This is a genomic window from Stenotrophomonas maltophilia group sp. P373, assembly GCF_053295075.1.
Window position 1 is genome coordinate 3811806 of the sequence record NZ_CM129994.1, and the last position, 20190, is coordinate 3831995.

The 20190-nt window shown below is 65.6% G+C and carries 19 protein-coding genes; 5 read left to right on the forward strand and 14 right to left on the reverse strand.

All coding sequences use genetic code 11. From position 1 onward, the window contains the following. Nucleotides 1-47 precede the first annotated feature (47 nt). Nucleotides 48-431: a GtrA family protein gene (locus tag ACSYHF_RS17560; protein ID WP_057496520.1), complete on the forward strand. Its 384-nt coding sequence runs from the start codon at nucleotides 48-50 to the stop codon at nucleotides 429-431. A gap of 101 nt (nucleotides 432-532) precedes the next feature. Here ACSYHF_RS17560 and ACSYHF_RS17565 read toward each other — a convergent pair whose 3' ends face one another. The 9 genes from ACSYHF_RS17565 to ACSYHF_RS17605 form a co-directional block, all read right to left on the reverse strand. Further along, nucleotides 533-955 carry a F0F1 ATP synthase subunit epsilon gene (locus ACSYHF_RS17565; RefSeq protein WP_005419509.1) on the reverse strand — a complete coding sequence of 141 codons (423 nt, stop codon included), beginning with the start codon at nucleotides 953-955 and terminating at the stop codon, nucleotides 533-535. A 113-nt stretch (nucleotides 956-1068) separates the two neighbouring features. Further along, on the reverse strand, nucleotides 1069-2475 hold the full coding sequence (gene atpD, locus ACSYHF_RS17570; RefSeq protein WP_005419510.1) for a F0F1 ATP synthase subunit beta: 1407 nt from the start codon (nucleotides 2473-2475) through the stop codon (nucleotides 1069-1071). 37 nt (nucleotides 2476-2512) lie between these two features. Continuing rightward, entirely contained in the window at nucleotides 2513-3376 is an 864-nt protein-coding gene (atpG, locus tag ACSYHF_RS17575) for a F0F1 ATP synthase subunit gamma (protein ID WP_005411129.1), read from the reverse strand. Nucleotides 3377-3473: 97 nt separating this feature from the next. Continuing rightward, nucleotides 3474-5021, reverse strand: coding sequence for a F0F1 ATP synthase subunit alpha (gene atpA, locus ACSYHF_RS17580; protein WP_005419511.1), 1548 nt, complete (start codon nucleotides 5019-5021; stop codon nucleotides 3474-3476). Nucleotides 5022-5065: 44 nt separating this feature from the next. After that, entirely contained in the window at nucleotides 5066-5593 is a 528-nt protein-coding gene (locus tag ACSYHF_RS17585; protein ID WP_005411131.1) for a F0F1 ATP synthase subunit delta, read from the reverse strand. Between the two features lie 2 nt (nucleotides 5594-5595). Further along, nucleotides 5596-6066, reverse strand: a complete 471-nt coding sequence (locus ACSYHF_RS17590) for a F0F1 ATP synthase subunit B (RefSeq protein ID WP_005419512.1) — start codon at nucleotides 6064-6066, stop codon at nucleotides 5596-5598. 106 nt (nucleotides 6067-6172) lie between these two features. Next, the gene (gene atpE, locus ACSYHF_RS17595; protein ID WP_005411133.1) at nucleotides 6173-6478 is read right to left on the reverse strand and encodes a F0F1 ATP synthase subunit C; all 306 of its coding nucleotides are present in this window, start codon (nucleotides 6476-6478) and stop codon (nucleotides 6173-6175) included. A gap of 73 nt (nucleotides 6479-6551) precedes the next feature. Beyond that, a complete protein-coding gene (atpB, locus tag ACSYHF_RS17600; protein WP_005411134.1) occupies nucleotides 6552-7352 on the reverse strand; it encodes a F0F1 ATP synthase subunit A in 801 nt (266 codons plus the stop codon). 31 nt (nucleotides 7353-7383) lie between these two features. Then, on the reverse strand, nucleotides 7384-7749 hold the full coding sequence (locus ACSYHF_RS17605; RefSeq protein WP_014648497.1) for a hypothetical protein: 366 nt from the start codon (nucleotides 7747-7749) through the stop codon (nucleotides 7384-7386). Nucleotides 7750-8205: 456 nt separating this feature from the next. Between ACSYHF_RS17605 and ACSYHF_RS17610 the strand changes: the two genes are divergently transcribed. Next, nucleotides 8206-9024, forward strand: a complete 819-nt coding sequence (locus ACSYHF_RS17610; protein WP_005419516.1) for a hypothetical protein — start codon at nucleotides 8206-8208, stop codon at nucleotides 9022-9024. A gap of 644 nt (nucleotides 9025-9668) precedes the next feature. On the opposite strand, the gene lpdA is transcribed toward ACSYHF_RS17610, so the two are convergent. The 3 genes from lpdA to ACSYHF_RS17625 all read right to left on the reverse strand — a co-directional run bounded on the left by lpdA (nucleotide 9669) and on the right by ACSYHF_RS17625 (nucleotide 13988). Further along, nucleotides 9669-11477 (reverse strand): dihydrolipoyl dehydrogenase, encoded by a 1809-nt coding sequence (lpdA, locus tag ACSYHF_RS17615; protein ID WP_111127537.1) that lies wholly within the window; start codon nucleotides 11475-11477, stop codon nucleotides 9669-9671. Between the two features lie 106 nt (nucleotides 11478-11583). Beyond that, on the reverse strand, nucleotides 11584-13305 hold the full coding sequence (gene aceF / locus ACSYHF_RS17620; RefSeq protein ID WP_447575856.1) for a dihydrolipoyllysine-residue acetyltransferase: 1722 nt from the start codon (nucleotides 13303-13305) through the stop codon (nucleotides 11584-11586). Between the two features lie 167 nt (nucleotides 13306-13472). Beyond that, the gene (locus ACSYHF_RS17625) at nucleotides 13473-13988 is read right to left on the reverse strand and encodes a DNA-deoxyinosine glycosylase (RefSeq protein ID WP_111127541.1); all 516 of its coding nucleotides are present in this window, start codon (nucleotides 13986-13988) and stop codon (nucleotides 13473-13475) included. A 186-nt stretch (nucleotides 13989-14174) separates the two neighbouring features. Here ACSYHF_RS17625 and ACSYHF_RS17630 point away from each other — a divergent pair, with 186 nt between their 5' ends. From ACSYHF_RS17630 to glpK, 3 genes are all read left to right on the forward strand, one after another. Beyond that, nucleotides 14175-14810: an OmpW/AlkL family protein gene (locus ACSYHF_RS17630; RefSeq protein ID WP_005419535.1), complete on the forward strand. Its 636-nt coding sequence runs from the start codon at nucleotides 14175-14177 to the stop codon at nucleotides 14808-14810. A 242-nt stretch (nucleotides 14811-15052) separates the two neighbouring features. Next, nucleotides 15053-16537 carry a glycerol-3-phosphate dehydrogenase gene (glpD, locus tag ACSYHF_RS17635; RefSeq protein ID WP_134956068.1) on the forward strand — a complete coding sequence of 495 codons (1485 nt, stop codon included), beginning with the start codon at nucleotides 15053-15055 and terminating at the stop codon, nucleotides 16535-16537. 102 nt (nucleotides 16538-16639) lie between these two features. Next, a complete protein-coding gene (gene glpK / locus ACSYHF_RS17640; RefSeq protein ID WP_065178005.1) occupies nucleotides 16640-18139 on the forward strand; it encodes a glycerol kinase GlpK in 1500 nt (499 codons plus the stop codon). Between the two features lie 177 nt (nucleotides 18140-18316). Here the strand turns inward: glpK and ACSYHF_RS17645 are convergent, their stop codons facing one another. Both ACSYHF_RS17645 and ACSYHF_RS17650 read right to left on the reverse strand, forming a co-directional pair. Next, a complete protein-coding gene (locus tag ACSYHF_RS17645; RefSeq protein ID WP_053500668.1) occupies nucleotides 18317-19111 on the reverse strand; it encodes a MetQ/NlpA family ABC transporter substrate-binding protein in 795 nt (264 codons plus the stop codon). Between the two features lie 28 nt (nucleotides 19112-19139). Continuing rightward, on the reverse strand, nucleotides 19140-20111 hold the full coding sequence (locus ACSYHF_RS17650; RefSeq protein WP_005419539.1) for a helix-turn-helix transcriptional regulator: 972 nt from the start codon (nucleotides 20109-20111) through the stop codon (nucleotides 19140-19142). Between the last annotated feature and the right edge of the window lie 79 nt (nucleotides 20112-20190).

The window sequence follows — 20190 nt, forward strand, 5'->3', positions numbered from 1 at the left end:
GCGTGGGCCGTTAACATGGGCATCCCTCCTCCTCTTCCGGCCTGCCGATGAGCCTCGTCCGCCAGGGAAGCGCCTACCTCGTCATCGGGCTCGTGCAGCTGCTGGTGGACTGGCTGGTGTTCGTGCTCGCCACCGCGCTGGGCATGCCGGTGGCACCGGCCAACATCACCGGGCGCCTGGCCGGCATGCTGCTGGGCTTCTGGCTCAACGGCCGCTACACCTTTGCCGAAGCCGGCAGCCATCGGCTGGGCTGGAAGCGTTTTGCCCGCTTCTTCGTGCTCTGGCTGCTGATGACCGCGGCAAGCACGCTGCTGGTGAGCCTGGTCGATCACGCCCTCGGGCTGCAGTACACCTGGCTGGCCAAGCCGCTGGTGGAAGGCGGGCTGGCCTGCGTGTCGTTCCTGCTGATGCGCTATGTGGTGTATCGCTGATACGAGGCGGGATCCGGATCGGCATGCAAGTCGGCGCTGCCCCGCCAGACAAACAAAAACGCCGGCACAGGGCCGGCGTTCTCGTGGATGCAGCGCGAACCTCAGTGCTTGAGATTCTTGCGCAGGCGTTCCAGTGCCTGCAGCTGGACGACGGCTTCAGCCAGCTTCTGCTGGGCTTCGGCCACTTCCATCGCTTCGCCACGGTTGGCCAGGATGCGCTCGGCTTCTTCCTTGGCCTTGCGGACCGAGGCTTCGTCGATGTCCTGCGCGCGGATCGCGGTGTCGGCCAGCACGGTCACCACCTGCGGCTGCACTTCCAGGATACCGCCGGAGATGGCGAAATCCAGCTGCTCGCCGTTCGGCGTGGTCACTACCACCTTGCCCGGCTTCAGGCGGGTGATCAGCGGCGCGTGCTTGGGCGCGATGCCCAGTTCACCCAGCTCACCGGTGGCCACGACCAGGGTCGCTTCGCCACGGAAGATTTCCTGCTCGGCGCTGACGATGTCGCAACGGATCGTGCTCATGCAAATCTCTTCGCTGTTCGCGGTGGCGCAATGCCACCGTGGGGGTCCACCGGCGCGGGCGGTTGCCCGGCGCCGGCGTCAGGTCGGGCTGGATCGCTCCCGCCCGTCCCGGATCAGGCCTTCTCGGCCATCTTCTTGGCCTTCTCGACCGCTTCTTCGATGCCGCCGACCATGTAGAACGCCTGCTCCGGCAGGTGGTCGTACTCGCCATCGACGATGGCCTTGAAGCCACGGATGGTGTCCTTCAGCGGCACGTACTTGCCCGGCGAACCGGTGAACACTTCGGCCACGTGGAACGGCTGGCTGAAGAAGCGCTCGATCTTACGGGCGCGCGACACGGCCTGCTTGTCCTCTTCGGACAGTTCGTCCATGCCCAGGATCGCGATGATGTCCTTCAGTTCCTTGTACTTCTGCAGGGTCTGCTGGACGCGCTGGGCGGTGTCGTAGTGCTCGTGGCCGATGACCAGCGGATCCATCTGGCGGCTGGTGGAGTCCAGCGGATCGACGGCCGGGTAGATACCCAGCGAGGCGATCGAACGCGACAGGGTGACGGTCGAGTCCAGGTGGGCGAAGGTGGTCGCCGGCGACGGGTCGGTCAGGTCGTCCGCGGGAACGTAGACGGCCTGGATCGAGGTGATCGAGCCGTTCTTGGTCGAGGTGATGCGCTCCTGCAGGACGCCCATTTCCTCGGCCAGGGTCGGCTGGTAACCCACCGCGGACGGCATACGGCCCAGCAGTGCCGACACTTCGGTACCGGCCAGGGTGTAGCGGTAGATGTTGTCGACGAACAACAGGACGTCCTTGCCCTTGCCGTTTTCGTCCTTCTCGTCGCGGAAGTACTCGGCCATGGTCAGGCCGGTCAGCGCGACGCGCAGGCGGTTGCCCGGCGGCTCGTTCATCTGGCCGTACACCATCGCCACCTTGTCCAGGACGTTGGAGTCCTTCATTTCGTGGTAGAAGTCGTTGCCCTCACGGGTACGCTCACCCACGCCGGCGAACACGGACAGGCCGCTGTGCGCCTTGGCGATGTTGTTGATCAGCTCCATCATGTTGACGGTCTTGCCGACGCCGGCGCCGCCGAACAGGCCGACCTTGCCGCCCTTGGCGAACGGGCACATCAGGTCGATGACCTTGATGCCGGTTTCCAGCAGCTCGGTGGCCGGGGACTGGTCTTCATACGACGGCGCAGCGCGGTGGATTTCCCAGTTGTCGCTGGCAGCGACCGGGCCGGCTTCGTCGATCGGACGGCCCAGCACGTCCATGATGCGGCCCAGGGTGCCGGCGCCGACCGGCACCGAGATGCCGCGGCCGGTGTTGACGGCAACCAGGTTGCGCTTCAGGCCGTCGGTGGAACCGAGGGCGATGGTACGCACCACGCCGTCGCCCAGCTGCTGCTGGACTTCGAGGGTGATCTCGGTGTTTTCGACCTTCAGTGCGTCGTACACCTTCGGCACCGATTCACGCGGGAATTCGACGTCGACGACCGCGCCGATGATCTGAACGATCTTGCCCTGACTCATTGCTGCATCCTCTAATGTGTGCTTTGAACGAACGCGGTCAGACTGCTGCCGCGCCGCCGACGATTTCGGAGATTTCCTGGGTGATCGCTGCCTGGCGCGCCTTGTTGTAGACGAGCTGCAGGGTGCCGATCAGCTTGTTGGCGTTGTCGCTCGCCGCCTTCATCGCGACCATGCGTGCGGCATGCTCGGAGGCGACGTTTTCCAGCAGTGCCTGGTACACCAGCGACTCGATGTAACGCGTCATCACGTGCTCGAGCACGGTCGCGGCATCGGGTTCGTACAGGTAATCCCAGTCGTGGTGAGCGACCTGCTTCTCGGCTGGCGGCAGCGGCAGCAGCTGATCGAAGCTGGCCTTCTGCACCATGGTGTTCACGAAGCGGTTGTAGACCAGGTACACGCGGTCGATCTTGCCTTCGGTGAAGGCGTCGAGCATGACCTTGATCACACCGATCAGCGATTCCAGCTTCGGCACGTCGCCGATGTGGGTCACGCTGCCGACCATGTTGACCTTCACGCGGCGGAAGAAGGTCGATGCCTTCTGGCCGATGGTCACCAGGTCCACTTCGGCACCCTTGTCCTGCCATGCCTTGGCTTCGCCCAGCATCTTGCGGAACAGGTTGTTGTTCAGGCCGCCGGCCAGACCGCGATCGGAGGAGATCACGATGAAACCGACCCGCTTGACCTGCTCGCGCTCGACCAGGAACGGATGCTGGTAGTCGGTGCTGGCCTGGGCCAGGTGACCGATCACCTGCTTCATCGCCTGCGCGTACGGACGCGAGGTCTTCATCCGATCCTGCGCCTTGCGGATCTTGGAGGCCGAGACCATTTCCAGGGCGCGCGTCACCTTGCGGGTGTTCTGCACGCTCTTGATCTTGGTTTTGATTTCGCGTCCGCTTGCCATCTCTTGTTTCCCGTGGCGCGGGGCTGATGCCCCGCGTTGTTCAACCGTTTGTCATCTGGTCCAGCGGAGCCTGGGGCTCCGCTCTACAGGACCGCGATTACCAGCTGCCGGTGGTCTTGAACTCGGCGATGCCCTTCTTGAAGGCACCTTCGATGTCGTTGTCCCAACCGCCGGTAGCGTTGACCTTGCTGATCAGCTCGCCCTGGGTATTGGCGAAGTGGGCGTGCAGGCCTTCTTCGAACGCCAGCAGCTTGTTGACCGGCACGTCATCGAGGTAGCCCTCGTTGACGGCGTAGATCGACAGCGCCTGGTTGGCGATCGACATGGGCGCGTACTGCTTCTGCTTCATCAGCTCGGTGACGCGCTGGCCACGCTCCAGCTGCTTGCGGGTCGCTTCGTCCAGGTCCGAGGCGAACTGCGCGAACGCAGCCAGCTCACGGTACTGGGCCAGCGAGATACGGATACCGCCCGACAGCTTCTTGATGATCTTGGTCTGGGCCGAGCCACCGACGCGCGACACCGAGATACCGGCGTTCACGGCCGGGCGGATGCCGGCGTTGAACAGGTCGGTTTCCAGGAAGATCTGGCCGTCGGTGATCGAGATCACGTTGGTCGGAACGAAGGCGGACACGTCGCCGGCCTGGGTTTCGATGATCGGCAGCGCGGTCAGCGAACCGGTCTTGCCGGTGACCTTGCCTTCGGTGAACTTCTCGACATATTCCTCGGACACGCGGGCTGCACGCTCGAGCAGACGGGAGTGCAGGTAGAACACGTCACCCGGGTAGGCTTCGCGGCCCGGCGGGCGCTTCAGCAGCAGGGAGATCTGGCGGTAGGCGACGGCCTGCTTGGACAGATCGTCGTACACGATCAGCGCGTCTTCGCCGCGGTCCATGAAGTACTCACCCATGGTGCAGCCCGAGTAGGCGCTGATGTACTGCATGGCAGCCGATTCGGAAGCGGTCGCGGCCACCACGATGGTGTGGGCCAGCGCGCCGTTCTCTTCCAGCTTGCGCACGATGTTGGCGATGGTCGACGCCTTCTGGCCGATCGCAACGTACACGCACTTGATGCCGGTGCCCTTCTGGTTGATCACCGCATCGATCGCCATGGCGGTCTTGCCGGTCTGGCGGTCACCGATGATCAGCTCGCGCTGGCCACGGCCGATCGGGATCATCGAGTCGACCGACTTGTAACCGGTCTGCACCGGCTGGTCGACCGACTTGCGCCAGATCACGCCCGGAGCAACGCGCTCCACCGGAGCGGTCAGGTCGGTGCCCAGCGGGCCCTTGCCGTCGATCGGCTCGCCCAGCGCGTTCACGACGCGGCCCAGCAGTTCCGGACCGACCGGCACTTCCAGGATGCGGCCGGTGGTCTTGGCGACGTCGCCTTCGCGCAGGTGCTCGTAGTCACCCAGGACCACGGCGCCGACCGAGTCGCGCTCCAGGTTCAGGGCCAGGGCGAAGGTGTTGTTCGGCAGTTCGATCATTTCGCCCTGCATCACGTCGGCCAGACCGAAGATGCGCACGATGCCGTCGGACACGCTGGTCACGGTGCCTTCGTTGCGCGATTCCGCGGCCAGCTTGACCTTCTCGATGCGGTTCTTGATCAGTTCGCTGATTTCGGAGGGGTTGAGCGTGGTTGCCATCGTCAAGTCCTAGTGCCGGCAGCGGGGCCGGACGTTAAATGAATTCAGTTAGCGAGCGCGGTCTGCAGACGGGCCAGCTTGCCCTTCAGCGAACCATCGATGACCACGTCGCCGGCGTCGATCACGGCGCCGCCGATCAGCGAAGCATCGACCGCAGTGGTCACGTCGACCTCGCGGTTGAAGCGCTTGCGCAGCGCGACCTTGATCGCGTCCAGCTCGCCGGCCGACAGCTCGGCAGCCGAGGTGACGGTGGCCTTGACCACGTGCTCGGCTTCGGCGCGCAGGGCGTCGAACATGCCGGAGATTTCCGGCAGCAGCGGCAGACGATGCGATTCGGCCAGGATGGCCAGGAAGCGCGAGTAGGTCTCGCCGTGGGACACCGGCGCCAGCAGGGCGACGGCGTCGTCACGACCCAGCTCCGGGTTGGCGAGCAGGGCCGCCACGCGCGGGTCGGCGGCGACGTGGGCGGAGAACGCCAGGGCGTCCGACCACGGCGCGAACGCGCCTTCGTCGCGCGCGGTCGCGAACGCGGCGCGGGCGTACGGGCGGGCAAGCGTGAGGGCCTGGCTCATCCTTAGATCTCCGAGGCCAGCTCGTCGAGCAGCGCCTTGTGGGCGTTGGCGTCGATTTCGCGCTTGAGCAGCTTTTCGGCACCGGTCACGGCCAGCGCGGACACCTGCTTGCGCAGATCTTCACGGGCACGGTTGGCGGCGGCGTCGATTTCAGCCTGGGCCAGTTCCTTCTGACGGGTGGCTTCGGTGATCGCTTCGTTGCGGGCAGCATCAACGATCTGGTTGGCACGCGCATGGGCCTGATCGATGATCTCGTTGGCCTTGGTGCGGGCTTCCTTCAGCGCTTCGTTGACCTTCTCCTGCGCCTGGGCCAGATCTTTCTGGCTGCGGTCGGCAGCAGCGAGGCCTTCAGCAATCTTCTGCTGGCGCTCTTCGATCGCGTTCATCAGCGGCGGCCAGATCTTGGTCGCGATGATCCAGATCAGACCAGCGAAGGCCAGCGCCTGCGCAAGAAGGGTGAAATTGATATTCATTGTTAGCTCGATCGCTGGTTTCGGGGTGGACGCGCCGCCGAAGCGGCACATCCGGCCTTCATCCGAAACCGGGTGCATCAGCACCCGGTCGTCTCAAACCGCTGTATCAGCCGGCCAGAGCCTTGGTGACGGCGCCAGCGAAGGCAGCCGACAGCGGGTTGGCGAAGGCCAGCAGCAGGCCAACGGCGACCGAGATGATGAACGCGGCGTCGATCAGGCCGGCGGTGATGAACATGCGGACCTGCAGGACCGGGATCAGTTCCGGCTGGCGGGCGGCCGACTCCAGGAACTTACCAGCCATGATGGCCAGACCCAGACCGGCGCCCAGCGCGGCCAGGCCGATCATGATGCCGACGGCAAGGGCGGTGGAGCTCTGAATCTGCGCGAAGTTGGTCAGGACGGCGAAGTACATGGTTATCTCCAGGAACTTAAGTTGCTAAGGGTGATGAAACGGATGAAGGTTGAAACGCGTTGAAGCTTGAAACTCAGTGAGCGTCTTCCGACAGGCTCAGGTACACGATCGACAGCATCATGAAGATGAAGGCCTGCAGCGGGATCACCAGCAGGTGGAACAGCATCCAGCCGAGGCCGAACACACCACCGGCAATGGCACCGAAGAAACCGGCACCACCCAGCACCCAGATCAGCAGGAACACGATTTCGCCGCCGAACATGTTGCCGAACAGTCGCATCGCCAGCGAGATCGGCTTGCTCAGCCACTCGACGATGTTGAGGATCAGGTTGAACGGCATCATCCACTTGCCGAACGGCGCCGTCAGGAATTCCTTGATGAAGCCGCCCAGGCCCTTCGACTTCAGTGCGAAGAACAGCATCAGGAAGAACACGCTGATGGCCATGCCCAGGGTGGCATTGACGTCAGCGGTCGGGACCGGCTTCCAGTAGTGCACGCCCGCCCATTCCAGCGGCTTGGCGATGAAATCGGCCGGGATCATCTTCAGCAGATTCATCAGCAGAATCCAGAAGAAGATGGTGATGGCGATCGGCGTGACCAGCTTGCTCTTGCCGTGGTAGGTGTCCTTGGCCTGGCGGTCGACGAACTCCAGGCAGATCTCGACGAAGGCCTGCCACTTGCCCGGCACGCCGGCGGTGGCCTTGCGGGTGCCCAGCCAGAACGCGACAACGATCACCAGGCCCATCAGGACCGCGGTGAGGAAGGTATCGACGTGGATATGCCAGAACATACCCTCACCCTTGCCGACCGGCGCGGTCAGGTTGTGCAGGTGATGCTGGATGTAGCTGGTAGGGGTTAGAGCCTCGCCCGCCATGTGTCCGGAACCTTCAGTTAATTGAATTCTGTCAACGCCTGGCCATCGCCAGGACCTGGAACATCAAGCCGACGGCGATACCGGCCAACAGCGCCAATGCAGGCAGCTTGAAGACCAGGAACCCCACCAGCAGGACGCCGAAAACCACGACCCACTTGGCCACGATCGCAATGATCAGGCGAGCCATCGCCGATCCTGCGGCCACCGCACCACCCCCCAGCGCCATCCTTGCCGCCACCCAGCCACCGGCCGAAATGGCCACACCGGACGCCAGCGCGCCGAGGGCATATTTCGGACCGACCAGCAGGAAGGCCAGGGCCAGGACAGCGACCGCGGCCAGCGGGTAGACCGCGGCGCGCAGCATCAGTCGCCGACCCGCATCAACGGAGTTCAGCACAGGACGTCCCGCGTGGTTGCAAGTGGAAGGCTGAGGCGGCTACAGCAGGGGGGCCTCATCGAGCCGCCAAATTATAGCAATGGGACAATTTGCGAGACAACCGCTGCCTGTTCATCCCGGGAAGCCGCAAGTTGCGGTAACGGTTACATTTTTGCGTACCACCCGGGGGACAATGACGTCCGCATGATGCTGCACCGCAGTATTGAACTTTGGTCGCAGGCGAGGAACTTTCGCCGGATGCGCGGGTCCGATCTTTCGACCTGCCTGCAGCATCCTCGTCGGCTCCACCCCGCAGGTCCCACGATGGCCCCGAAGCCCGTCTCCGGGGCCATCTTTTTGCATCGTCGCGACAGCACTGAACCGTGCACATGCCGTGGACCATACGTTCACGGATGGTGGACGGGCCTGTCCGGCACAGTGGTCTTCATTCTGATGAACCACTGCAAGGACTCTTCGATGCGCCCCGTACCCACCCTGCTCGCTCTCTCCCTGATCGCCGCCGGCGCCTCGTTCGCCACCGCTGCCCACGCCGCCGAAGGCGACGACCGCTTTGCCCTGCGCCTGGGTGCGATGAACATCGACTCGGACAACACGCTCCGCGGCAAGACCAATGTCGCCGGGCAGGACATCGGCTTCTCCGAGGACTTCAAGCTGGGTGGCAAGGAGTGGGAGCCGCGCATTGACGGCATGTTCCGCATCAGCAACCGCCAGCGCCTGCTGTTCAACTATTTCAAGTACGACAAGGACCGCCGCGAGACCCTCGGCCAGGACATCTCCTTCGGTGACGTCAACGTGCCGTCCGGCAGCTTCGTCAAGGGCGAACTGAAGTACCAGGTGGCCAGCCTGGTCTATGACTACTCGGTGGTGGACACCGATACGTTCGACCTCGGCCTGCAGCTGGGTGCCGAGTACGCCAAGGTCAGCACCAAGGCCTACGCCGACCTCGGCACCGTGTACGAAGGCCAGTTCCTCAACGAGAAGACCGACGGCGTGGCGCCGGTGGTCGGTGCGCGATTGAGCTTCACCCCGTCCGAGAAGTGGATGATCACCCTGCAGGGCCAGTACCTCAACACGCGCTGGGGCAGCTTCGATGACTACAAGGGCGATCTGAGCCGCGCCAACGCCATCGTCGATTACCGCTTCACCAGGAACTTCGGTGTGTTCGCCGGCTACGACTGGTTCAAGCTCGATGCGGACAAGAAGGGCAGCGACGGCACCATCGGCCTGAAGCAGGAGTTCAAGGGCCCGGTGGCCGGCGTCAGCTTCGTGTTCTGACACCCGCCCCTTCCACGGCACTCTCTCTCCTGGCGCGGCCTCCGGAACATCGGGGCCGCGCTTTTTTGATTGCACGGTCAAGCAGAAGCGGGTTGGTCGAGCGCGGGGGGCAGAGGGGCTTGCGTGCGAATGTCCCCCGGCGCCGGCCTGCGGCCGTCACCTCCTCCTTTACTTCGCACGCAAGCCCCTCTGCCCCCCGCGTGTCAGGCATCCAGGCGGCCCAGGCAGTGGCTCTGGACTGTCCGCAAGCCGAGCCGCTGCGTGGGTGGCCGGCGTCTGGACAAAGCAAAGGAGGAGGCGACCACCGCAGGCGGACGACGGGGGACATTTGTCCAGACGCCTGCCACCTGCGCAGCAGCCCAGACCTTCACGGTGGCAGTTGCCGTAGACGCAGGCGTGGTCGAGCGCTGGAGGGAGCGGGGGCTGGCTGCGAATGTCCCCCGGCGCCGGCCTGCGGCCGTCACCTCCTCCTTTACTTCGCACCCAGCCCCCGCTCCCTCCGCGTGTCAGGCATCCAGGCGGCCCAGGCAGTGGCTCTCGACTACCCGCGCTGCGGCCCGAACGCTCGCAAAGAGAGTGATCGAGGCTCAACAAAAAAACCCCGGCAAATGCCGGGGCTTTTCATTTGGAACGGCGCAGGCGCCTTACTTCTTCTTCGGCATGTACAGATCGGTGATCGTGCCGTCGTAGATTTCCGAGGCCATCGCCACCGATTCGCTCAGTGTCGGGTGCGCATGGATGGTGTGGCCGATGTCTTCGGCTTCGGCACCCATCTCGATCGCCAGGCCGATCTCGGCCAGCAGGTCACCGGCATGCACGCCGACGATCGCGCCGCCGATGATGCGGTGGGTCTCCTCATCGAAGATCAGCTTGGTGAAGCCCTCGGTGCGACCGATGCCGATCGCGCGGCCGCTGGCGGCCCACGGGAACTTGGCCACGCCGACCTTCAGGCCCTTGGCCTTGGCTTCGGTCTCGGTCACGCCCACCCAGGCGATTTCCGGGTTGGTGTAGGCCACCGACGGAATCACACGGGCGACCCACTCCTTCTTGTGGCCAGCAGCCACTTCAGCCGCCAGCTTGCCTTCGTGCGTTGCCTTGTGCGCCAGCATCGGGTTGCCGACGATGTCGCCGATGGCAAAGATGTGCGGCACGTTGGTGCGCATCTGGCGATCAACCGGGATGAAGCCACGCTCGGTGACCTGCACACCGGCCTTCTCGGCATCGATCTTCTTGCCGTTCGGCGAACGCCCGACGGCCACCAGAACACGGTCGAAAGTGCCCTGCGCCAGCGCCGGTGCCTGGCCTTCCTCGGCCGCCTCGAAGGTCACGGTGATGCCCTTGGCATCGGCGGTGACGCCCGAGGCCTTGGTCTTCAGGTGCACTTCGATGCCCTGCTTCTTCAGGCGGTCGGCCAGCGGCTTGACCAGGTCCTTGTCGGCGCCCGGCATCAGCTGGTCCATGAACTCGACCACGGTGACCTTGCTGCCCAGTGCGCTGTACACAGTGGCCATTTCCAGGCCGATGATGCCGCCGCCGACGACCAGCAGCGAGCCCGGCACTTCGGCCAGCTCCAGCGCGTCGGTGGAATCCATCACGCGCTTGTCGTCCCACGGGAAGTTCGGCAGCTTCACCGCCTGCGAACCAGCGGCAATGATGCACTTCTGGAAGCGCAGCAGCTGGGTGCTGCCGTCTGCGGCGGTGATCTCCAGTTCGTTGGCCGAGAGGAACCTGCCGACGCCCTGCACGTTGCGGACCTTGCGCTGCTTGGCCATGCCGGCCAGGCCCTTGGTCAGCTGGTTGACGACCTTTTCCTTGTACTGGCGCAGCTTGTCCAGGGTGATGGTCGGCTTGCCGAACTCGACGCCGAAATCGCCGGCGTGGGCCACTTCGTCGATCACCGCGGCAGCGTGCAGCAGCGCCTTGGACGGAATGCAACCGACGTTGAGGCAGACGCCGCCGAGGCTGGCGTAGCGCTCGACCAGCACCGTATCCAGGCCGACGTCGGCGGCGCGGAAGGCGGCGGTGTAGCCGCCCGGGCCGGAGCCCAGCACGACCATTTCGCACTCGATGTCGGCCGGCTTGCCACTGGACAGCGCCGGCTTCGGTGCAACCGGCTCGGCCGGGGCGCGGTGCGAGGGGGTCACCGGCGGCTTGCTGGCCGGAGCGGCCGCAGCCGGAGCCGGCGCAGCGGCCTTGGCCGGGGCATCGGCGGCGCCTTCAGCGTCCAGCACCACGACCACGGCGCCTTCGGACAGGGTATCGCCCAGCTTGACCTTGATCTCCTTGACCACGCCGGCCGCCGAGGACGGCACTTCCAGGGTGGCCTTGTCCGACTCCAGGGTCACCAGGCCCTGGTCCTTCTTCACCGTGTCGCCGACGGCGACCAACACTTCGATCACCGGAACATCGCTGTAATCGCCGATGTCGGGAACCTTGACTTCAATCGTGGCCATGGTGGTTTTCCTTGTGCCCGGCCGGCATGGCCGGCGGGCTGTCACTGCATCTGTTCACGCGGCCGCGCCAGGGGCAGCGGCCGCACGGTGGGGGCGAAGCGATGCCTTACAGCAGCACGCGGCGCATGTCGGCCAGCACCTGCGACAGGTACGTGGTGAAGCGTGCGGCCAGGGCGCCGTCGATGACGCGGTGGTCGTAGCTCAGCGACAGCGGCAGCATCAACTTCGGCGCGAACTCCTTGCCATTCCAGACCGGCTGGATGGAGGACTTGGACACGCCCAGGATGGCCACTTCCGGTGCATTGACGATCGGAGTGAACGCGGTGCCGCCAATGCCGCCCAGCGAGCTGATCGAGAAGCAGCCGCCGCTCATGTCGGCCGGGCCCAGCTTGCCGTCGCGCGCCTTCTTGGCCAGCTCGCCGGTTTCCTGCGCGATCTGCACCACGCCCTTCTTGTCCACGTCGCGGATGACCGGCACGACCAGGCCGTTCGGCGTATCGGCGGCAAAGCCGATGTGGAAGTACTTCTTCAGGGTCAGGTTCTCACCGCTGGCGTCGAGCGAGGCGTTGAATTCCGGGAACTTCTTCAGCGCCGCGGCGCTGGCCTTGATCAGGAAGGCAAGCATGGTCAGCTTGATGCCGGCCTTCTCGTTTTCCTTGTTCAGCGCCACGCGCAGGCCTTCCAGGTCGGTGATGTCGGCCTGTTCGAACTGGGTGACGTGCGGGATCATCGCCCAGTTGCGGGCCAGGTTCGCGCCGGAGATCTTCTTGATGCGCGACAGCGGCTGGACTTCGGTCTCGCCGAACTTGCTGAAGTCGACCTTCGGCCACGGCAGCAGGTTCAGGCCACCACCGGCGGCGACGGCGCCACCGGCAGCTGCTGGCACACCACCACTGAGTGCGGCCTTGACGAACTTCTGCACGTCAGCCTTGGTGATGCGGCCCCCCTTCTCGGTGCCGTTGATCTGCAGCAGGTCCACGCCCAGCTCGCGGGCGAACACGCGCACCGCCGGGGTGGCGTACGGCACCTTGGCCGGCAGCACGCCATCGGCGTTGAACTGCACCGGCGGGCTGGACGGGGTGCCGGCCGAAGCGATCTCGCGCGCCGCCAGCTTGTCCGGCTGTGCCGGCACAGCGACCGGCTCGACCTTGGTGGCGGTCTCGGCGGCAGCCGGGGCAGCAGCAGCGGCGGCCTTGCTCGGGGCCGGCGCCGCAGCACCCTCGGCCTCGATGATGGCGACCACGGCACCCTGCGACAGGGTGTCGCCCACCTTGACCTTGATCTCCTTGACCACACCGGCCACTGACGACGGCACCTCCATCGTGGCCTTGTCGCTTTCCAGCGTGACCAGACCCTGGTCCTTCTTGACCGTGTCGCCGACGGCGACCAGCACTTCGATGACCGGGATGCCGGCGTAGTCGCCGATGTCCGGCACCAGCGCTTCCACTGCGCCACCGCTGGCGGCCGGAGTGGCCGGAGCGGCCGCCGCAGCGGCGGCCGGGGCCGGCGCGCTCTGGGTGGCGGCAGCCGGGGCAGCGGACTTGGCCGGTGCCGGTGCGGCGGCGGCCGGCGCGGCGGCTTCGCCTTCGGCCACTTCGATCAGCGCCACGACCTTGCCTTCGGACAGGCTGTCGCCCACCTTGACCTTCAGTTCCTTGACCACGCCTGCCACCGAGGACGGCACTTCCATCGTCGCCTTGTCGCTTTCCAGCGTCACCAGGCCCTGGTCCTTCTTGACCGTGTCGCCGACGGCGACAAGCACCTCGATTACCGGGATATCGCTGTAGTCACCGATATCGGGGACAAGTGCTTCCTTGATTTCGGCCATGGGGATAACTCCGGCAATCTGGTGTAGGGAAACGTCTATTGTGCGGCCAGCGGGGTCCAGCGCCAACCGTTACAGGTGTTTTCAGTACGCACGCAGCCGGGACAGGCTGTTGCCCACGGGTCCCGGCCGCGACCAGTCGGTAGCGTATTGTCCGGACGATGTCCGCTTCATGTCGCCAGTGCGTCTGCAACCGGCTGCCAGGCCTGGCGCAGGCGCGGCAACGACCACGCCGCATTGGCCGGGCTGGTCGAGGGCAATGCAACCACCTGTGGCGGGGCCTCCAGCTGCGGCAGCACCCAGCGCTGGAACGCCTGCCATGATGCAGCGCCATTGCAGCCGATCAGCGTCAGCTCAGGCAACGTGGCGATCAGTTCCGGCAGTGCATTGGCCACTTCCGTGCCACGCACGATGTCCGCGTCCAGGCTGCCTCGGCGCTCGCAGCGACCGATCACATCCCACAGACCGATGCCCGCGGCATTCAATGCCTGCAGCCGCGCGGCGTAGGCCAGATCCGCGTCGAAACCACAGATGTCGGCCATCAGCGGCCAGAAGCGGTTGCGCGGATGGGCGTAATAGCGCTGCTCCTGCAGGGACGCCACGCCCGGCATCGAGCCCAGCAGCAGCACCCGGCACTCCAGGTTCACCTGCGCTTGCAGGCCAATGCACAACGTTGCTGTGCTCACATCTTCTCCAACTGCATGAATGTCCCCGAGCGCCAGAAACCCCATGAATACAGGCGTTCCGTACCCGTCGCTGAACAAGGAAAACTATTTTTTAACGTGCGTCGGATTCGATTCATGTTGGGGCGACTACGGTGTGCTCGCCCCGCAACCGGGGGCCCAAAACAAGAAACATTAGGAGATACCCCCATGCGCTCCATCCGTATCCTGAGTCTCGCCCTGCTGACCTCCGCCGCCTTCGCGCCGGCCGCTTTCGCCCAGGACAGCAGCAGCACCGACACCGCGTCGGGCAAGCATTTTGCCGTTGTTGGCGGCATCTCGCTGCTGGAACCGAAGAACGACCCGATCTCCGGCGTGAAGAAGACCGATGGTGGCCCGGCGCCGACCGTCAGCTTCAGCTACTACATCAACGACAACTGGGCCGTTGAACTGTGGGGCGCCGCCGACAAGTTCGACAACAAGTTCAAGGGCCCGAACAACGCCCGCCTCGGCTCGGTCGAGCAGCAGCCGGTCGCGCTGAGCGGCCAGTACCACTTCGGCCAGGCTGACAACGTGTTCCGTCCGTTCGTGGGCGTCGGCTACTACCAGTCGAGCTTCAGCAACGAGAAGCTGGGCAACGGCGCTGACACCGACATCCGCTTCAAGGATGCCAAGGGCGTGATCGGCACCGTCGGCGTCGACATGAACATCAACTCCACCTGGTTCGCCCGTGCTGACGCCCGCTACATGCGCGCCCGCCCGGACATCAAGGTTGGCGGCGAGAAGATCGGCGAAGCCAAGATGGATCCGTGGACCGTCGGCTTCGGCATCGGCGCCCGCTTCTGATCCAGGCTGCACCTGCTTCACTGATGCAACGCGACGGGCCCTTCGGGGCCCGTCGTCGTTTCCGTCACCGGCGTTCTGTAGAGTCGAGCCCATGCTCGACTGCCTTTTTGTAGAGTCGAGCCAAGCCCCCTATCCCGAGTCGAGCGGCGGGCTCCGCGCGCATTGCGATGCGTTACGTTCAATGGCGCCCACGGTCAATGGTGGCGCGGCTCGGCTCTACAGACACAGGACGCGGAGACACGATGGACGACGTCGACCTGCTGGTGATCGGTGGCGGCATCAACGGTGCCGGCATCGCCCGTGACGCCAGCGGCCGCGGCCTGCGCGTGCTGCTGTGCGAGCAGCACGACCTTGCCGCGCATACTTCCAGCGCCAGCAGCAAGCTGATCCACGGCGGCCTGCGCTACCTGGAACAGGGCGAGCTCGGGCTGGTGCGCAAGGCGCTGGGCGAACGCGAGGTGGTACGCCGGCAGGCGCCCCATCTGGTCCATCCATTGCGCTTCGTGCTGCCGTGGGAACCCCATCTGCGCCCACGCTGGATGCTACGCGCGGGACTGTGGCTGTATGACCACCTGGGCCGTCGCAGCCCGGCATTTCCCGCCTCGCGCGCCCTGGACCTTCAGCGCGATCCGCTCGGCCCCTGGCTTTCCCCGGATCTGCGGCAGGCCTTCAGCTACGCCGACGCGCAGGTCGATGACGCGCGACTGGTGCTGCTCAACGCCCTGGATGCCGCGCAGCGGGGCGCACAGGTGCGTGTGCGCAGCCGCTGCATCGACCTGCAGCCCTTGCAGGGCCGGTGGCAGGCGGTGCTGGAATCCGCTGATGGCCAGCAGCAGGTGACCGCGCGCGCCGTCGCCAATGCGGCAGGGCCGTGGGCCGGCGGCCTGCTGGAACGGATGGAGGCACGCAGTGGCGGCCCCGCGCTGCGGCTGGTACAAGGCAGCCACATCGTCCTGCGCCGGCCCTGGCCCGATGACAGCGCGTGCCTGCTGCAGCAACCCGATGGACGCGTGGTGTTCCTGTTGCCCTTCGCCCACGACCACCTGCTGGTTGGCACCACCGACACCGACTATCGCGGCGACCCGGCGCGCTGCAGCGTGCTGCCTTCAGAGGTGGCGTACCTGTGCGAAGCGGCCAATCGCTACCTGCATGAACCCATCGCGCCGGAAGATGTGGTCTGGCAGTTCGCCGGTGTCCGCCCGCTGCTGGCTGATCCCGATCCGCGCGCGGCAAGACTCAGCCGCGATTACCGCCTGCAGCTGCAGGTGGACCCGGCACCGGCGCTGCATGTGCTGGGCGGCAAGCTGACCACCTACCGGGTCTTGGCCGAGGAAGCGCTGGAGCTGCTGCGGTCCGCCCTGCCGCAGATGGGAGCGGCGTGGACAGCAAACGGAGACCCGCTGCCAGGCAGCGACTGGGGCGACGCCGCGCAGGCGGGCGCGCATCTGCAGGTATCGGCACCCTGGTTGCCCGCAGGTATCGCGCGACGCTGGGCCGGGGCCTATGGCAGTCGCAGCGCGGAACTGCTGCAGGGTGTACGGGGCCTGCACGATCTTGGCGAGGCGTTTGGCGGCGGCCTGCATGCCCGGGAAGTGGCCTTTCTGCGCGAGCAAGAGTGGGCGCGCACTGCCGAGGACGTGCTGTGGCGAAGGAGCAAGCTGGGGTTGCGGCTGGACGCTGCGCAGGTGACACGGCTGCAGGCGTGGATCGAACACTCCACGCTGTAGAGCCGAGCCATGCTCGGCTGCGTTGTGCAAATGCAGCCGAGCATGGCTCGGCTCTACAGAGAGAAAGGTAAGTTACCCTGACTGCTCTACCGGAGACGCTGCATGACGCCCCGCTACGTGCTGGCCATCGACCAGGGCACCACCAGTTCGCGCGCGATCCTGTTCGACCGTGCCGGCGACATCATCGGCAGCGCGCAACGCGAGTTCGCGCAGATCTTCCCGCAACCCGGCTGGGTCGAGCATGACCCGCGCGAGATCCTCACCAGCGTCTATGCCACGCTGACCGAACTGCTCAGTCGCGGGCAGATCGACCCGCGCCATATCGCCGCACTGGGCATCACCAACCAGCGCGAAACCACCGTGGTCTGGGACCGTGCCACCGGCCAGCCGATCCACAACGCCATCGTCTGGCAATCGCGGCAGAGCCACGCCATCTGTGAACGACTGAAGTCCGAAGGCCATGAAGCGCTGATCCGCGAGCGGACCGGCCTGCTGATCGATGCCTATTTTTCTGCGACCAAGGTGCGCTGGATCCTCGACCACGTGGAAGGTGCGCAGCAGCGCGCCGAACGTGGCGAGCTGCTGTTTGGCACCATCGACAGCTGGCTGGTGTGGAACCTCAGCGGCGGCCAGGCGCATGTGACCGACTACAGCAACGCGGCGCGCACGCTGTTGTTCAACATCCACACGCTGGACTGGGATGACGATCTGCTGGCCCTGCTCGACATCCCGCGCGCGATGCTGCCGCAGGTGCGCGACTCCAGTGCGGTGTACGCACACACCCGGCCGCAGTTCTTCTTCGACCACCCGATCCCGATCGCCGGCATCGCCGGTGACCAGCAGGCGGCACTGTTCGGCCAGGCCTGTTTCCAGCCGGGCATGGTCAAGAACACCTATGGCACCGGTTGCTTCATGTTGATGCATACCGGCGCGCAGGCGGTACGGTCGCGCAACGGCCTGCTGACCACCATTGCCTGGGGCCTGGACGGGCGCGTGGAGTATGCGCTGGAAGGCTCGATCTTCATCGCCGGCTCGGTGGTGCAGTGGCTGCGCGACGGACTGCGCATGATCGAACGCGCCAGCGACAGCCAGGCACTGGCCGCGCAGGTGCCCGACAGCGGCGGCGCCTATCTGGTGCCGGCGTTTGTCGGCCTGGGTGCGCCCTATTGGCGCAGTGATGTGCGCGGTGCGATGTTTGGCTTGACCCGTGGCACGGGCAAGGCGCATTTCGTGCGCGCCGCGCTGGAAGCGATGGCCTACCAGACCCGCGACGTGCTCGATGCCATGCAGTCCGATGCGGGCATCGCACTGACCGAGCTGCGCGCTGATGGCGGTGCGATCGGCAACGACTTCCTGGCCGGCTTCCAGGCAGACATCCTCGGTGTGCCGCTGCTGCGGCCGCGGTTGACCGAAACCACCGCGCTCGGTGCGGCCTATCTGGCCGGCCTGGCCGTCGGGTTCTGGTCAAGCCGCGAACAGATCGCTGCACAGTGGGGCCTGGACCGGCGCTTCGAGCCACAGATGGAGGTGTCGCGGCGCGAGAAGCTGTATGCGGGATGGCAGCAGGCAGTTGCCGCCACCCTCGCCTTCCACGTCGATTGAAACTGCAATGCCCTGCCCTGCTGCGGCACGTGGAGTGACACGGAAGAGCCGAGCGATGCTCGGCTGCCGTTGGTGAAATGCCGGAAGCAGCAGAGCCGAGCGTGGGCTCGGCTCTACAGGAAAGGCAGTGTCGACCAAGGTCGACACCCACCATTCAAATCAACAGATCAGCCGCAATCAGAACGCCGGCAGCACCGCGCCCTTGTACTTGCTCTCGATGAAGGCCTTCACCTGCGGGCTGGTCAGGGCCTTGGCCAGCTTCTGCACACGGGCGTCGTCCTTGTTGTCCGGGCGCGCGACCAGGAAGTTCACGTACGGCGAATCCTTGCTCTCGATCGCCAGCGCATCCTTGGTCGGGTTGAGGCCGGCGTCCAGCGCATAGTTGGTGTTGATCAGGGCCAGATCGACCTGGTCCAGCACGCGCGGCAGCATCGCCGAGTCCAGCTCGCGGAACTTCAGGTTCTTCGGGTTGGCGGTGATGTCACGCTGGGTCGACAGCGCGTTGGCCGGGTCCTTCAGCTCGATCACGCCGGCCTTGTGCAGCAGGATCAGCGCGCGGCTGTTGTTGCTCGGATCGTTCGGGATCACCACGTCGGCACCGTCGCGCAGCTCGGCCAGCGACTTGACCTTGCGCGAGTACGCACCGAACGGCTCGATGTGCACGCCGATCACCTTCACCAGGTCGGTCTTGCGGTCGCGGTTGTAGGCATCCAGGTACGGCTCGGTCTGGAAGTAGTTGGCGTCCACCTGCTTCTGCACCAGCTGGTCGTTGGGCTGCACGTAGTCGTTGAATACGCGCACGTCCAGGTCCACGCCTTCCTGCTTGAGGATCGGCTTGACTACCTCGAGGATCTCGGCATGCGGCACGGCCGTGGCGGCCACCACCAGCTTCTGCGAGGGCTCGCCGGACTTGCCGCAGGCGGTCAGGGCCAGCGCAGCGGCGAGCAGGGACAGCAACAGGGTCTTCTTCATGGGGGACGGGGTTCTCGGGGGGGGAGTGTCAGGATTTTTCGTAGTTGCTCAGGGCCAGCTCAAGCAGCGCCTTGGCCTGCTCGCGCAGCATGATCGGCTCGATGATCTCGGCATCCGAACCATAGTGCAGCACGTCCATCAGCAACTCTCGCGAGACGCTGTACGGCACCTTCAGTTCGTAGCGGCCATCGGCCAGGAAACGACCCTGCTGCTTGGAATGCCAGTGCTCGTCGGCCACCCAGCGCGCAGCCTTGGCGCTGAACAGGATGGTCGCCCAGCCCTTCGGCGCACCCGAAAAAATGCCATAGCTGGCGCCGAGCTGCTCGTCCAGCTCGCTGTCGGCGACATCGCGGGCGGCACTGTCGATTACCCGTGCCTTGTGGATGCGGTCCACCGCGAAACTGCGCAGCGCCTCGCGGTCATGGTCCCAGGCATCCAGGTACCAGTTGTCGCGATAATGGGTCAGGCGCTGCGGCGAGACGGTGCGCTTGGTCGGCTCGTCGGTGGAGCGGGCGCGGTACTCGAACGCCAGCTGGCGGCGCTCCAGCACCGCCGAGGCCACGCTGCGGAAGCTGCCTTCATCGAACTTGCGGCCACGGTGCGGAATCACCCGCACGCGGTCGACCGGCCAGCTGGAGACACCGGCCTGGGCTGCCAACAGGCTCTCGATGCGCTGCTGCAGCGGGGCCAGCACCGACGACAGCACGCCACCGCCGGTGCGCGCCAGCAGGTGCTGCGAGGCCAGCAGGGCATGCAGCTCCTCCGAGCTGAGCCAAAGGCCGGGCAGCTCGAAGCGATCGCTCTCGTCGGCCTGGTAGCGGAAGCCGGCCTCGCCGTCGCCCTCGATCGGTGCCATCAGCGCATCGCGCAGGAAGGCCAGGTCGCGGTAGACGGTGGCACGGGAACAACCGAGCTTGTCCTGCAGGGTCGCCACCGTCACCGGATAGCGCGCGGACTTGAGCAGACGATGCAGGGCGGTGATGCGTTCGTATCGGTCCATACCCCCGATTATGTCCGAGTCGCGGGTCTTGTGTGGGACGTTTGGGCTATCGTGGTCGCCCCCACCCCATGGAATGCCC

Excerpts from the sequence above, each read along its gene's own strand:
- ACSYHF_RS17645 (WP_053500668.1), bottom strand. The coding sequence starts at position 19,111 with ATGAAGAAGACCCTGTTGCTGTCCCTGCTCGCCGCTGCGCTGGCCCTG.
- atpA (WP_005419511.1), bottom strand. The coding sequence starts at position 5,021 with ATGGCAACCACGCTCAACCCCTCCGAAATCAGCGAACTGATCAAGAAC.
- aceF (WP_447575856.1), bottom strand. The coding sequence starts at position 13,305 with ATGGCCGAAATCAAGGAAGCACTTGTCCCCGATATCGGTGACTACAGC.
- ACSYHF_RS17590 (WP_005419512.1), bottom strand. The coding sequence starts at position 6,066 with ATGAATATCAATTTCACCCTTCTTGCGCAGGCGCTGGCCTTCGCTGGT.
- atpE (WP_005411133.1), bottom strand. The coding sequence starts at position 6,478 with ATGTACTTCGCCGTCCTGACCAACTTCGCGCAGATTCAGAGCTCCACC.
- atpG (WP_005411129.1), bottom strand. The coding sequence starts at position 3,376 with ATGGCAAGCGGACGCGAAATCAAAACCAAGATCAAGAGCGTGCAGAAC.
- glpK (WP_065178005.1), top strand. The coding sequence starts at position 16,640 with ATGACGCCCCGCTACGTGCTGGCCATCGACCAGGGCACCACCAGTTCG.
- ACSYHF_RS17630 (WP_005419535.1), top strand. The coding sequence starts at position 14,175 with ATGCGCTCCATCCGTATCCTGAGTCTCGCCCTGCTGACCTCCGCCGCC.
- ACSYHF_RS17610 (WP_005419516.1), top strand. The coding sequence starts at position 8,206 with ATGCGCCCCGTACCCACCCTGCTCGCTCTCTCCCTGATCGCCGCCGGC.
- glpD (WP_134956068.1), top strand. The coding sequence starts at position 15,053 with ATGGACGACGTCGACCTGCTGGTGATCGGTGGCGGCATCAACGGTGCC.
- atpB (WP_005411134.1), bottom strand. The coding sequence starts at position 7,352 with ATGGCGGGCGAGGCTCTAACCCCTACCAGCTACATCCAGCATCACCTG.
- ACSYHF_RS17585 (WP_005411131.1), bottom strand. The coding sequence starts at position 5,593 with ATGAGCCAGGCCCTCACGCTTGCCCGCCCGTACGCCCGCGCCGCGTTC.
- ACSYHF_RS17650 (WP_005419539.1), bottom strand. The coding sequence starts at position 20,111 with ATGGACCGATACGAACGCATCACCGCCCTGCATCGTCTGCTCAAGTCC.
- ACSYHF_RS17565 (WP_005419509.1), bottom strand. The coding sequence starts at position 955 with ATGAGCACGATCCGTTGCGACATCGTCAGCGCCGAGCAGGAAATCTTC.
- atpD (WP_005419510.1), bottom strand. The coding sequence starts at position 2,475 with ATGAGTCAGGGCAAGATCGTTCAGATCATCGGCGCGGTCGTCGACGTC.
- ACSYHF_RS17560 (WP_057496520.1), top strand. The coding sequence starts at position 48 with ATGAGCCTCGTCCGCCAGGGAAGCGCCTACCTCGTCATCGGGCTCGTG.
- lpdA (WP_111127537.1), bottom strand. The coding sequence starts at position 11,477 with ATGGCCACGATTGAAGTCAAGGTTCCCGACATCGGCGATTACAGCGAT.